Consider the following 12,136-nt stretch of genomic DNA (forward strand, 5'->3'; position numbering starts at 1 on the left):
CTATCGGCCCGGCAATGCCAGGCCCCGCTTCGCATCCGCGCGATCAGCGCATCCGGCGGCGCTCGGCCGAGGGCTGGTAGGCGAGGCGCTGGTGGTAGGTGCAGTAGGGCGAGTTGTCCGGGGACTCGTTGCCGCAGAAATGGAAGTCGTCGTTCAGCGGGTCGCCGATCGGCCACTTGCAGGTGCGCTCGGTGAGCTGCGTCAGTTCCAGCTTGCGCGACATCGGTACGACGACCCCGTTGTTGCCGTTGGCCGGAACCGGGAGCTGCGCGCTCTGCATGTCGAAATCGGCGTCGATCTCTTCCTTGGTCAGCGCGTTGCCGGCGGAGCGGGCTGCCGGGCGGGCAGCGACGGGGCGGGCGGCGAAGTTCGACGGACGCGGGGTCGCTGCTGCCGGGCGCTTCGGACGCGAGGCGGTCTGCGTTCCGCCGGCCTTGGCGCGGCCCGGCAGGTTCAGCCGGTGCACCTTGCCGATGACGGCGTTGCGGCTCACGCCGCCGAGCTGGGCTGCGATCTGGCTCGCGCTCAGGCCTTCGCTCCAGAGCTTCTTGAGTTTCTCGACGCGCTCGTCTGTCCAGTTCATCTCTCGTCTCCGTTCGGCGCACGCAATGCGCGAATCCGTCATCGCGCCCCGGACTGGTCCGGGACCTGAACGCCTTGACTCTTTTGGTGACTAGTTCCGCCGCATGCAGTCTAGTAATTGGTCTTTAACCTAGAGACCGGGCGACTCCGTGACAAGAGTCGGGGGAATCGGCGCGAATCGATTTCTAAGTTTTCCCCAACTTGCTGGTCGGGTGTGACTCGATAGCGACACCTTCCGCGCGTGCCGTGAATCCTCACCTTGCGGCAGGTTCAGCGGCATTTCGGCCCCGCGATTTTGTTGACAGGCCGGGGGGAAATGCCGATAGTGCGGCATGCCGCCGAAAGGCGGCTTTTGATTTTTCTGGCGATCGGAAAAGTCAAGCACGAAACTTTTTTCCGCATCTCTTTTCGGAGGATACGCGCCATGGCCGATGCCGCGCCGCTCTATGAAACCTATATGCGTGCGCCTCTGCGGTTCACGCGAGGAGAGGGCGTCTGGCTCGTCACCGAGGATGGCGAGCGCTATCTCGATTTCGCCGCCGGCGTCGCCGTCAATTCGCTCGGCCATGCCCATCCGCATCTCGTCGCTGCTTTGAAGGACCAGGCCGACAAGGTCTGGCACCTGTCGAACCTCTACGAGATCCCGGGCCAGGAAAGCCTCGGCCGCCGGCTGACGGAGGCGACCTTCGCCGACAAGGTGTTCTTCACCAATTCGGGCGCCGAGGCGCTGGAATGCGCCATCAAGACGGCGCGGCGCTACCATTTCGCCAAGGGCCATCCCGGCAAGTACCATATCCTCACCTTCGAGGGCGCCTTCCACGGCCGCACCATCGCCACCATCGCGGCCGGCGGGCAGGAGAAATATATCGAGGGCTTCGGCCCCAAGGCCCCGGGCTTCCTGAAGCTGCCCTTCGGCGACATCGCGGCCGTCAAGGACGCGATCACCGAGGAGACGGCCGGCATCCTCATCGAGCCCGTGCAGGGCGAGGGCGGCCTTCGCCCGGTGCCGAAGGAATTCATGCAGGAGCTGCGCCGGCTCTGCGACGAATACGGCCTGCTGCTCATCCTCGACGAGGTGCAGACGGGCGTCGGCCGCACCGGCCGCCTCTTCGCCCATGAGAGCGCGGGCGTCACGCCCGACATCATGGCCATCGCCAAGGGCATCGGCGGCGGCTTCCCGCTCGGCGCCTGCCTTGCCACGAACGAGGCCGCCGCCGGCATGGTCGCCGGCACGCACGGCTCGACCTATGGCGGCAACCCGCTCGCCATGGCGGTCGGTAATGCCGTGCTCGACGTCGTCCTCGAGGACGGCTTCCTCCAGCATGTGCGCGACGTCGCGCTGGTCTTCCGCCAGGGGCTTGCGGCGCTGAAGGACCGTTTCCCCGAGGTCATCGAGGATATCCGCGGCGAGGGCCTGATGCTCGGCATCAAGGCGAAGGTTCCGGTCGCCGATCTCCTCAAGGCCGTGCGGGCGGAAAACCTGCTCGCCGTGCCGGCTGGCGACAACGTGCTGCGCCTGCTGCCGCCGCTGGTCGTCACGGCGGAAGAGGCGCGCGAGGGGCTCGCCCGCATCGAGCGGGCGGCGGAAAAGCTGACGGCGGCCGTCAAGGCCGCTTAAGGGACTGGGACAGACAGGACATATCATGGCCAAGCATTTTCTCGATCTTTCCGCCGTTTCGGAAAGCGATCTCCGCGTCATCATGGATGACGCGCACAGCCGCAAGGCCGCCAGCAAGGCCGGCACGGAAGGAAAGCCGCTCGCCGGCAAGATGCTGGCGATGATCTTCGAGAAGCCCTCCACCCGAACCCGCGTCTCCTTCGACGTCGGCATGCGCCAGCTCGGCGGCGAGACGCTGTTCCTGTCGGGCACCGAAATGCAGCTCGGCCGCGCCGAGACCATCGGCGACACGGCCAAGGTGCTGTCGCGCTATGTCGACGCCATCATGATCCGCACCACCGACCATGCGCGCCTGCTGGAACTTGCCGAGCACGCCACCGTGCCGGTCATCAATGCCCTGACGGACCTCACACACCCCTGCCAGATCATGGCAGACATCATGACCTTCGAGGAGCATCGCGGCCCGGCCAAAGGCAAGACCTTCTCCTGGATGGGTGACGGCAACAACGTGCTGCACTCCTTCGTCGAGGGTTCGGCCCGCTTCGGCTACACCATGAAGATGGCCGTGCCGATGGGCTCCGAGCCGGATGACAAGATCCTCAACTGGGCGCGCGACAATGGCGGCAACATCCTGCTCGGCCATGACCCGGAAGCCATCGCTGATGGCTCCGATCTCATCGTCACCGATTGCTGGGTCTCGATGAACCAAGAGCACCGCGCCCGCGGCCACAACATCTTCCAGCCCTATCAGGTCAACAAGCAACTCATGGCGCGCGCCGACAAGGATGCGCTCTTCATGCACTGCCTGCCCGCCCATCGCGGCGAGGAAGTGACCGACGAGGTGATCGACGGCCCGCAGTCGGTGGTCTTCGACGAGGCGGAGAACCGCCTGCACGCGCAGAAGTCGATCCTTGCCTGGTGCTTCGGCGCCGTCTGACGCGGCCTTGAAATATCTGAGGGCACGCACGATCTAGGTGCCGACACCCGGCGCCGGAAGGCGTCGTCTCTGGCGCTTGCCCGCCCGGTATGGAATGATCGGGCGGCAGGAGCGCGAAATCACGATAGACGCTGTCGGACGTGGCGGGGCGCAAGGCCCGCGGCGCGGCGGTGTGCAAGGAGCAGAACGATGATGGCTGAAAACGCCCTGAAACTCGGTGAGCCCGGCTTTGCCGGCGACGACCATGTCCTGCCGTTCCAGGTGGAGGGCCTCGATGTGCGCGGCAGGGCCGTGCAGCTCGGCCCGATGCTCGACGGCATTCTCGGCCGGCACGATTATCCCGCGCCCGTCGCCCGCCTTCTGGCCGAGGCGATCACGCTCACCGTGCTGCTCGGCACCTCGCTGAAATTCGAGGGCAAGCTGATCGTCCAGACCAAGGGCGACGGCCCCGTCGATCTGCTCGTCGCCGATTTCGCCGCGCCGGAGAACGTGCGCGCCTATGCCCGCTTCGACGAGGCGGCGCTGGAGGCTGCCGTCGCCGAAGGCAGGACGGAGCCGCATGAGCTGCTCGGCAAGGGCATTCTCGCCTTCACCATCGACCAGGGCGCACATACGCAGCGCTACCAGGGCATCGTCCCGCTCGACGGCCATACGCTGGAGGAGATCGCCGGCGTCTATTTCCGCCAGTCGGAGCAGATCCCGACCAAGGTGCGCCTCGGCGTCGCCGAGCTCTACGACCGCGACGAGGCCGGCAAGGCCCGTCATCGCTGGCGGGCGGGCGGCATGGTCGCGCAGTTCCTGCCGCAGTCGCCCGAGCGCATGCGCCAAGCGGACCTTCCCGGCGGCGACGGCGACGAGGCCGGCCACAAGATCGATGACGACGACAACTGGGCGGAAGCCAAGACCATGGTCGAGACGATCGACGCCGACGAGCTGACCGATCCGAACGTCGGCACCGAACGGCTGCTCTATCGCCTCTTCCACGAGCGCGGCGTGCGCGTCTACCAGCCGCAGCAGGTCTTCGACCGCTGCTCCTGCTCGCGCGAGAAGCTGAAAGGCGTCCTTGCCGGCCTCAGCGCCGAGGAGATCGCCCATACGGCGGACGACAAGGGCGAGATCGCGGTGACCTGCGAGTTCTGCTCGACCACCTACCGCTTCGAGGCGGCGGAAGTCCTGCCGCAGTAAAGGTGTGGGGGCGATTGCCCCTCATCCGCCTGTCGGCACCTTCTCCCCGCAAGCGGGGAGAAGGGAAGGATGCGGCGTCTCGTTTTTCACTTGCGGCGATAATGTGAGGAAGCCGGTGCCATGGGTCTCCTTCGCCCCGCAGCCAAGGAGAAGGTGGCCGGCAGGCCGGATGAGAGGCTACCTACTCAATTCAGCGTGCGCGCCTGCCCCGGCGTATCCAGCGAGAACGCCGGAATGGCGACGTCGAAGGCCTCGCCCGTCTCCGCTTCCATGCGATACCGCCCGAACATGATGCCCGACGGCGTTTCCAGCGGGCAGCCGGAGGAATATTCGTAGGTATCGCCCGGCCGAAGCACCGGCTGCTCGCCGATGACGCCCGGCCCGTTGACTTCGTCCACCTGTCCGTTCTGGTCGGTAATGTGCCAGTAGCGCGTCATCAGTCGCACCGCGACGTCGGAATGGTTGGAGATGACGACGCGGTATCCCCAGACATAGCGGCTGTCGTCGGGATCGGACTGATCGGCCAGATAATATGGCTCTACGGTCACTTCGATGTCGCGGGTCAGCGCACGATACATGGGAATGCCTTGGAATTTATTAGGCCCAGCTATTCTACAGGAATGTGGCTGCGTCAAGAACATGCAAAGAAGGCACCGGCCGCCCTGGCCGGTGCCTTTCCATCGTTTCCTTGATGGCGCGGTTTACGCCCCGACTTTGGCAAGCGCCCGCGCGAAATCCTCCAGCAGGTCCTCGCTGTCCTCGATGCCGGCGGAGAAGCGCACGGTGCCGGGCGAGATGCCGAGTTCGGCACGGGCCTCGTCCGTCAGGTTCTTGTGCGTCGTCGTGGCGGGATGCGTGATGAGGCTCTTTGCGTCGCCGAGATTGTTGGAGATCTTCACGACCTCCAGCGCATCCTGCAGCGCGAAGGCCGCATCCTTGCCGCCCTTCAGCTCGAAGCAGACGAGCGTCGAGCCGCCCGACATCTGCCGGGCGATGATATCCGCCTGCGGATGGTCCTTGCGGCCGGGATAGATCACGCGGGCGACCTGGCTCTGGTCGGCGAGGAAGTCGGCGAGGCGGCTCGCATTCTCCGTCTGCTGCCTGACGCGCAGCGGCAGCGTCTCGATGCCCTTCAGCAGCGTCCAGGCGTTGAACGGCGACATGGCGGGGCCGGTGTGGCGGAAATAATCCTGCAGGTGCTCGGCGATCCATTCCTTGTCGGAGAGCACGACGCCGCCAAGGCACCGGCCCTGGCCGTCGATATGCTTGGTGGCCGAATAGACGACGATATGCGCGCCGAGCTCCAGCGGCTTCTGGAAAAGCGGGGTCGCGAAGACATTGTCGACCACAACCTTCGCGCCGATCTGGTTGGCGAGCTTCGCCACGCCGGCGATATCGACGACTTCCAGCGTCGGGTTGGTCGGGCTTTCGAGGAAGAACACCTTGGTATTCTTCCGGATCGCCTTTTCCCAGTTGGCAAGGTCGCGGCCATCGACCAGCGTGCATTCGATGCCGTATTTCGGCGCTAGCGTCTCGACCACCCAGCGGCAGGAGCCGAAGAGCGCGCGGGCCGCGACGATATGGTCGCCGGCCTTCAGCTGGCAGAGGATGGCGGCGGCGACGGCGGCCATGCCGGAGGCGGTGGCGCGGGCGTCCTCCGCGCCTTCCAGCAGGCACATGCGCTTTTCGAACATGTCGTTGGTGGGGCTTGCATAGCGGGCGTAGATGAAGCCGTCCGTCTCGCCCTTGAAGCGGGCTTCGGCCGCCGCCGAGGTGTCGTAGACGAAGCCTTGCGTCAGGAAGATCGCCTCGGCGGTTTCGCCGTGCTGGGAGCGGGTGGTTCCGCCGTGAACGAGTTGGGTGGCCGGGCGCCAGGACTTGCTCATGTGATCGTGCCTTCAAACAAAAAAACCGGCCGCGTAAGCAGGCCGGTTTGTCACCCGGCCTTTTTAGCTACTTGTTTTACGTGGCTGCAAGCCGGCCGGCCAAATCACCACGGGATAATCTGCTAATACTGCGGCCCCGCGCTTGCGTCAATTGCCGGCATTTGGTTTTGTGCCAGCCCTCTGAGAGGGACGGTACGACCATGGCTTCTGCGACGCGCAGCACGGGCATTCTGGCGGACAACGCCATTCGCGGCTTGTTCGAGAGCGGCAGGCTGAAGAGCGAGGCGGCGCTGGACGGCGACCAGATCCAGCCGGCAAGCCTCGACCTGCGCCTCGGCGCGAAGGCGTTTCGCGTGCGCGCCAGCTTCCTGCCGGGCCCCTCCCATCTCGTCGCCGACAAGCTCGACCGACTGCAACTCCACGTCATCGACCTTTCCGAGGGCGCGGTGCTGGAAACCGGCTGCGTCTACATCGTACCGCTGATGGAAAGCCTCGACCTGCCGGCGGACCTCGCCGCCTCGGCGAACCCCAAGAGCTCCACCGGCCGTCTCGACATCTTCACCCGCGTCATCACCGACCGCGCGCAGGAATTCGACAAGATCCCGGCCGGCTATTCCGGCCCGCTCTATCTGGAAATCTCGCCGCGCACCTTCCCCATCGTCGTGCGCCGCGGCTCGCGCCTGTCGCAGATCCGTTTCCGCAGCGGCAATGCCCTGCTCGGCGAAAGCGAGCTGCTGGCGCTGCATGCCTCGGACACGCTCGTCGCCAGCGAGACGCCGAACGTCTCCGGCGGCGGCATCGCGCTTTCCATCGACCTCAAGGGCACCGGCCCGGACGGGCTCATCGGCTATCGCGGCAAGCACCACACCTCCGTCGTCGACGTCGATCGCAAGAACCAGCACGACATCTACGATTTCTGGGAGCCGCTGTTCAGCCGTGGCCGCAACGAGCTGATCCTCGATCCGGACGAGTTCTACATCCTCGTCTCGCGCGAGGCCGTGCATGTCCCGCCGCTCTATGCCGCCGAGATGACGCCCTTCGACCCGCTCGTCGGCGAGTTCCGCGTCCACTATGCCGGCTTCTTCGATCCAGGCTTCGGCCACGCCCCCGCCGGCGGCTCCGGCAGCCGCGCGGTGCTGGAGGTGCGCAGCCATGAGGTGCCCTTCATCCTGGAACACGGCCAGATCGTCGGCCGCCTCGTCTACGAGCACATGCTGAACGCCCCCGAAGGGCTCTACGGCTCCGGCCTCGGCTCCAACTACCAGGCGCAGGGTCTCAAGCTCTCCAAGCATTTCCGCGCCGGCTGAGACCGGTCTTTTCGCCCTTTACAATGAAGTTAAACGTTTTTATCGTGCGATAGGCGTTTGATGACCTTCGCGCGGGGCGAGGGAAGACGAGCCAGACGGGACGCGATGCCAAGACCCACGATCAAGACCATCGCGCAGGAGACGGGCCTTTCGATCGCCACCGTATCGAAGGCGCTGAACGACAGCCCGCAGGTGCGGCCGGAAACGCGCGCCATCGTGGTGGCTGCCGCTGAGCGCGTCGGCTACCAGCTCAACATGCATGGCGTGCAGCTGCGCACCGGCAAGACCTACCAGGTCGCCGCCATCATGACCGCGCCTGGCCCCAAGCAGAACGAATGGGAGGGCGTCGAATACGCCCAGCTCCTCAGCGGCATTTCCTGGGCGCTGGAGGAAAGCCCCTACCGCGTCTCGCTCTATGCCGTGCGCAATTTCGAGGAGAGCCTCGCCACCATCCGCCAGATCGTCTCCTTGAAGAAAGCCGACGGCATCATCGTCTCCGGCACCCGAGCGGACGACCCGCGCGTGCGCATCATGCAGGAGGCGGATTTCCCCTTCGTCACCTACGGCATCACGCTGCACAATGCCCCGCATGCCTTCGTCGATGCCGACAACGACCGGATGATCCGCCACTCGGTCGCCCGCCTCGCCGAACGCGGCCACCGCCGCATCGCCCTGATCAATCCCATGGCCGAGCTCAGCTACGCTATCGTCCGCCTGGAAGCCTACCGAGAGGCCCTCGAAGCCGCCGGCCTCCCGTTCGACCCCGCCCTTATCGCCCACGGCCACCTGACGCCCGCCTTCGGCCGCGAGAACGTGCTTGCAATGTCCGCCCTGCCGAACCCGCCGACCGCCTATATCTGCGCCAACGAAGCCTCGGCCCTCGGCGCCTTCTCCGGCTTCCACGAACACGGCCTCGTCCACGGCCGCGACGCGGTGATCAACGCGACCGACGACCTCAATGTCAGCCAGTACTTCGCCCCGCCGATCACCACCTATTACCTGCCGATCCACGAGCCGAGCGAACTGCTCGGCCGATACATCCTGCGCCGCATGGAAGGCGAGCCCCCCGAGGCTCTGCAGGCGCTCATCATGCCCCAGCTGATCGAACGCTCCGGCGACCGGCTCGCTTGACACGCTTCGCGAACTGTTGGATGGATGCGCCATCGGCGCTGCCCTGCGGGTATGATGTAATGGTAGCCTGTCAGCTTCCCAAGCTGAACGCGCGGGTTCGATTCCCGCTACCCGCTCCAGCCGCCTGTCTTTCTTCCTTTCTCACCTGAAGCCGTTGATTTTCCCACGCCTATAGCGCGTGCATCCCTTCGTACCGCTCAAAATAAAAACGTTTATATTTCTTCTTGAAAACGTTTATATTCCTTGTTACCGTTTTTCCAGGATGGGAGGAGGGTGCCTGTCCGTGGGATTTGTCGAGTGTCTGCCGCTGTGGCGGAGCCGATGTTGAGGAGGAAGAGATGAGGAAATTCGTTGCAACGCTTGCGCTTGCCGCTCTCGTGGCGGGCGGTGCCCATGCGGCCGATCTTGGCGGCAAGCTGCTGAAGGTCGGGTCCGACACGACTTCGCCGCCGATGGAGAGCGTCGACACGGCGACCGGCCAGATCGTCGGCTTCGACGTCGACGTGGTCAATGCCGTCTGCGCCAAGATCAATTGCCAGGCCGAATTCGTGACGACGGGCTGGGACGGCATCTTCGCCGCGCTCGACCAGGGCAGTTTCGATCTCGTCGCCTCCGGTGTCTCGATCACCGACGAGCGCAAGAAGGCGATGGACTTCTCCGATCCCTACATCATCAACAGCCAGGCCGTGCTGACGCGCGCCGAGGACCAGGGCATCACGCTCGACAAGTTCAAGGCCGAGGGCCGCAAGCTCTCCGCCCAGGCCAACACGACGGACGCGCAGGTCGCCGAAGGCGTGGTCGGCAAGGAGAATGTCGCGGCCTATGACAGCTTCAGCGCCGCCATCATCGCGCTCAAGAACAAGGACGTCGACGGCGTCGTGATCAACGGTGCGAACGCCGCCGCCTATGAGCGGGAATTCGCCGGCGAACTCGTCGCCTCCATCAAGGATCTGGAATCCGACCCGCTCGGCCTCGTCTTCCGCAAGGGCGACGAGAATGTCGCGGCCTTCAACGAGGGCCTGAAGGCCATCAAGGACGACGGCACGCTCGACAAGCTGATCGCCAAGTACTGGGGCCTCAAGTAAGGCTCGCGCGGGGGCGCCGTCTGGCGCTCCCGCTTCCTTCCCGATTGCGCCGCGGAGGCCGGAATGTCGTTCGTCAGAAGCGTGAGGCCCAGCAATCTGGTGATCCTCGCCGCGCTGCCCTTCATCGTCTATCTCTTTGCCTCCTCGGGCGATTACCAGCGCGCGCTGCGCGCCATCCTCGGCATCGAGCCGGGTTCGGGCGTCTATGTGCCGGGCTTCCTGCTGCTGACGGTCGCCTTTTCCGCGGGCCTCGGCGTCCTGATCCTGTCCCAGGCGAAGGCCGCGCGACCGCGCCTGACGATCGCCACCGGCCTCGTCGCCCTCGTCGCGACGGCTGCCATTCTGGCCGGTGACCTCGTCCATCCCTTCATCGCCTCCGTGGTGGCGAACGGCGTCGATGCGTTCAAATCCGACCTCGTGGTCAAGGGCGTGACGCCCCGCCAGCTGACGGAAGCGGCCGACCTCATGGTGCGCGGCGTGGAGGGCTGGCTATGGCCGGCCTATGCCGTGCTTCTGCTCGCCGGCCTCGGCCTGCTCTTCCTCGGCAGCCGGGCGGCCGTGCCGGAGGAAAGCCTCGCGCGCCGCGCCGGCTCCTGGCTCACCGGCCTTCTCAACGGCGCGGGCCTCGTCTTCGTGCTGCTCTTCGCCCATCTCGCCTTCGCCTCGGGCCTTGCCACGACCATCCGCGCTGCCATCGCGGCCTATATCCTCGCCGCCATTCTCGGCCTCGTCTGGGTGGGGCTCTTGAAGCTGCGTTATACGCGCCGCAACCTCGTCACCTTCGCCGCACTGGCGGCCATCTTCGCCACGCTTTCGGCCTGGTTCCTGCTGCAGCCGAAGGATGGCTACGTGCTGGCCGGCACGCTGGAAGGCAAGGTCGGCATCGTCACCAACACGCCCTCCGGTCTCATCAGCGCCGTGCGCTTCGGCCAGTACGAGGGCGGCCCGACGACCGAGACGCCGGTGCGCACTTTCGTCACTCCGCAGCAGGCCATCGAGGCCATCGGCAAGAAGGAAGATGTCAGCGGCGCCTTGCTGCCGTCGGCCTCCGTTCCCGCCGACTGGCCGCGCCTCTGGCAGGTCGAGGCGCTGAACGACCGCGACCGCGCCACCGGTATCACATTCGCCGTCATCGCCATCATCCTTGGCCTGCTCACCTTCGGCGGCTTCCTGCATCGCCGCCATCCGCTGTCCATCGGCTCGGAATTCGTCGTCGATACGATCCGCGGCATCCCCATGCTCGTCATCGTGCTCTATGTCGGCCTGCCGCTATCGGGCGCGCTGAAGGATGCGACGGCCGGCGTCTTCGATCCGCCGAACCTGATGCGCGGCATCGTCGCCATGGCGCTCGCCTATTCGGCCTATCTCGCGGAAATCTTCCGCTCGGGCATCAACGCCATTCCGGCGGGCCAGATCGAGGCGGCGGGAAGCCTCGGGCTGAACCGCTGGCAGACGGCGCGGCTCGTCATCCTGCCGCAGGCCTTCCGCATCGTCATCCCGCCGCTCGGCAACGAGCTGATCGCGATCCTGAAGGACACCTCGCTGCTCTCCATCCTGTCGATCCGCGACATCACGCAGCGCATGCGCGAGTTCCAGTCGGCGAGCTTCCTGCCGTTCGCGCCCTACAATTCGGCGGCGATCCTCTACATCCTGCTGACGCTCGCGGCCGCCAGCCTCATCAGCCTCATCGAGAAGAAATATGACGTCAAGCACCGCTGACAGGGGAACGGTCCTCATCACCGGCGCCTCGCGCGGGCTCGGCCGGACGCTTGCCGATCTCTATGCAGCGGCGGGCCTGCGCGTCATCGCCTGCATGCGGCAGGCTTCGCCCGGTGCCGAAGCGCTCGACGTTGCGGATGAGGGCTCCATCGCCGCGCTCGGCGAGAGGTTGCAAGGCCAGCCGGTCGATATCGTCATCAACAATGCGGCGGTCCGCGGCGATACCGGTGGCCTCGGCTCGCTGGCGACGGGCGACTTCCTCGAGGTCATGCGCATCAATGCGCTTGCGCCCCTGCTGCTTGCCCGTGCGCTCCGGCCCAATCTTCTGGCCGGCCGTCGCAAGGTCCTCGTCAATATCAGCAGCCGCGCCGGCTCGCTGGCCGAAGGCACGATCGACGACGAGGACGGCGACTACGCTTACCGCTGCTCCAAGGCGGCGCTCAACATGGCGACGGTCAAGCTCGCGCAGGATTTCCGCCGCGACGGCATCGCCGTGATTTCGCTGCATCCCGGCTGGGTGCGCACGGATATGGGCGGCGCGGAAGCCGCCATCGACGTGGCCGAGAGCGCGGCGGGCCTGAAGGCCCTGATCGACGCCACGACACCTGCCGAAACCGGAAGTTTCCGGGCTTACGACGGCCGCACGGTCGCCTGGTAAAGCCCCTCCGATCGTAACGATGACGGCG

At 65.8% G+C, this 12,136-nt stretch carries 11 protein-coding genes, 1 tRNA gene and 1 riboswitch; of the genes, 9 read left to right on the forward strand and 3 right to left on the reverse strand.

All coding sequences use genetic code 11. The annotated features are described in order from the left end of the window. Positions 1-43: 43 nt before the first annotated feature. Entirely contained in the window at positions 44-583 is a 540-nt protein-coding gene (locus tag ShzoTeo12_RS00510; RefSeq protein ID WP_119257512.1) for a GcrA family cell cycle regulator, read from the reverse strand. A gap of 423 nt (positions 584-1,006) precedes the next feature. Here ShzoTeo12_RS00510 and ShzoTeo12_RS00515 point away from each other — a divergent pair, with 423 nt between their 5' ends. From ShzoTeo12_RS00515 to ShzoTeo12_RS00525, 3 genes are all read left to right on the forward strand, one after another. Further along, positions 1,007-2,200 (forward strand): aspartate aminotransferase family protein, encoded by a 1,194-nt coding sequence (locus ShzoTeo12_RS00515; protein WP_318910784.1) that lies wholly within the window; start codon positions 1,007-1,009, stop codon positions 2,198-2,200. 25 nt (positions 2,201-2,225) lie between these two features. After that, positions 2,226-3,137 (forward strand): ornithine carbamoyltransferase, encoded by a 912-nt coding sequence (argF, locus tag ShzoTeo12_RS00520; protein ID WP_119257513.1) that lies wholly within the window; start codon positions 2,226-2,228, stop codon positions 3,135-3,137. A gap of 192 nt (positions 3,138-3,329) precedes the next feature. Next, positions 3,330-4,322, forward strand: coding sequence for an Hsp33 family molecular chaperone (locus ShzoTeo12_RS00525; protein ID WP_119257767.1), 993 nt, complete (start codon positions 3,330-3,332; stop codon positions 4,320-4,322). 185 nt (positions 4,323-4,507) lie between these two features. On the opposite strand, the gene apaG is transcribed toward ShzoTeo12_RS00525, so the two are convergent. Both apaG and ShzoTeo12_RS00535 read right to left on the reverse strand, forming a co-directional pair. Beyond that, a complete protein-coding gene (apaG, locus tag ShzoTeo12_RS00530; protein WP_119257514.1) occupies positions 4,508-4,900 on the reverse strand; it encodes a Co2+/Mg2+ efflux protein ApaG in 393 nt (130 codons plus the stop codon). A 123-nt stretch (positions 4,901-5,023) separates the two neighbouring features. Further along, the gene (locus ShzoTeo12_RS00535) at positions 5,024-6,208 is read right to left on the reverse strand and encodes an O-succinylhomoserine sulfhydrylase (protein WP_119257515.1); all 1,185 of its coding nucleotides are present in this window, start codon (positions 6,206-6,208) and stop codon (positions 5,024-5,026) included. A 42-nt stretch (positions 6,209-6,250) separates the two neighbouring features. Further along, a riboswitch (SAM riboswitch) is annotated at positions 6,251-6,329 on the reverse strand. Positions 6,330-6,408: 79 nt separating this feature from the next. Here ShzoTeo12_RS00535 and ShzoTeo12_RS00540 point away from each other — a divergent pair. From ShzoTeo12_RS00540 to ShzoTeo12_RS00565, 6 genes are all read left to right on the forward strand, one after another. Next, the gene (locus ShzoTeo12_RS00540) at positions 6,409-7,515 is read left to right on the forward strand and encodes a 2'-deoxycytidine 5'-triphosphate deaminase (protein ID WP_318910786.1); all 1,107 of its coding nucleotides are present in this window, start codon (positions 6,409-6,411) and stop codon (positions 7,513-7,515) included. Positions 7,516-7,620: 105 nt separating this feature from the next. Then, positions 7,621-8,646 carry a LacI family DNA-binding transcriptional regulator gene (locus tag ShzoTeo12_RS00545; protein ID WP_318910787.1) on the forward strand — a complete coding sequence of 342 codons (1,026 nt, stop codon included), beginning with the start codon at positions 7,621-7,623 and terminating at the stop codon, positions 8,644-8,646. Between the two features lie 45 nt (positions 8,647-8,691). Beyond that, positions 8,692-8,765, forward strand: a tRNA-Gly gene (locus ShzoTeo12_RS00550). A 219-nt stretch (positions 8,766-8,984) separates the two neighbouring features. Continuing rightward, positions 8,985-9,731, forward strand: coding sequence for a transporter substrate-binding domain-containing protein (locus tag ShzoTeo12_RS00555; protein ID WP_119257518.1), 747 nt, complete (start codon positions 8,985-8,987; stop codon positions 9,729-9,731). A gap of 63 nt (positions 9,732-9,794) precedes the next feature. Beyond that, positions 9,795-11,450: an amino acid ABC transporter permease gene (locus ShzoTeo12_RS00560; RefSeq protein WP_318910789.1), complete on the forward strand. Its 1,656-nt coding sequence runs from the start codon at positions 9,795-9,797 to the stop codon at positions 11,448-11,450. Next, complete coding sequence (locus tag ShzoTeo12_RS00565) at positions 11,431-12,108, forward strand: SDR family oxidoreductase (RefSeq protein WP_318910791.1); 678 nt, start codon at positions 11,431-11,433, stop codon at positions 12,106-12,108. Before ShzoTeo12_RS00560 ends, ShzoTeo12_RS00565 begins: the two co-directional genes overlap by 20 nt. Positions 12,109-12,136 lie beyond the last annotated feature (28 nt).

Origin of the sequence: Shinella zoogloeoides (assembly GCF_033705735.1) — a bacterium.
Lineage (GTDB): Bacteria > Pseudomonadota > Alphaproteobacteria > Rhizobiales > Rhizobiaceae > Shinella > Shinella zoogloeoides_A.

What these genes read in the sequence shown, in the direction of transcription:
- ShzoTeo12_RS00510 (WP_119257512.1), bottom strand. Translation starts at nt 583, where the DNA reads ATGAACTGGACAGACGAGCGCGTCGAGAAACTCAAGAAGCTCTGGAGC.
- ShzoTeo12_RS00515 (WP_318910784.1), top strand. Translation starts at nt 1,007, where the DNA reads ATGGCCGATGCCGCGCCGCTCTATGAAACCTATATGCGTGCGCCTCTG.
- argF (WP_119257513.1), top strand. Translation starts at nt 2,226, where the DNA reads ATGGCCAAGCATTTTCTCGATCTTTCCGCCGTTTCGGAAAGCGATCTC.
- ShzoTeo12_RS00525 (WP_119257767.1), top strand. Translation starts at nt 3,330, where the DNA reads ATGGCTGAAAACGCCCTGAAACTCGGTGAGCCCGGCTTTGCCGGCGAC.
- apaG (WP_119257514.1), bottom strand. Translation starts at nt 4,900, where the DNA reads ATGTATCGTGCGCTGACCCGCGACATCGAAGTGACCGTAGAGCCATAT.
- ShzoTeo12_RS00535 (WP_119257515.1), bottom strand. Translation starts at nt 6,208, where the DNA reads ATGAGCAAGTCCTGGCGCCCGGCCACCCAACTCGTTCACGGCGGAACC.
- ShzoTeo12_RS00540 (WP_318910786.1), top strand. Translation starts at nt 6,409, where the DNA reads ATGGCTTCTGCGACGCGCAGCACGGGCATTCTGGCGGACAACGCCATT.
- ShzoTeo12_RS00545 (WP_318910787.1), top strand. Translation starts at nt 7,621, where the DNA reads ATGCCAAGACCCACGATCAAGACCATCGCGCAGGAGACGGGCCTTTCG.
- ShzoTeo12_RS00555 (WP_119257518.1), top strand. Translation starts at nt 8,985, where the DNA reads ATGAGGAAATTCGTTGCAACGCTTGCGCTTGCCGCTCTCGTGGCGGGC.
- ShzoTeo12_RS00560 (WP_318910789.1), top strand. Translation starts at nt 9,795, where the DNA reads ATGTCGTTCGTCAGAAGCGTGAGGCCCAGCAATCTGGTGATCCTCGCC.
- ShzoTeo12_RS00565 (WP_318910791.1), top strand. Translation starts at nt 11,431, where the DNA reads ATGACGTCAAGCACCGCTGACAGGGGAACGGTCCTCATCACCGGCGCC.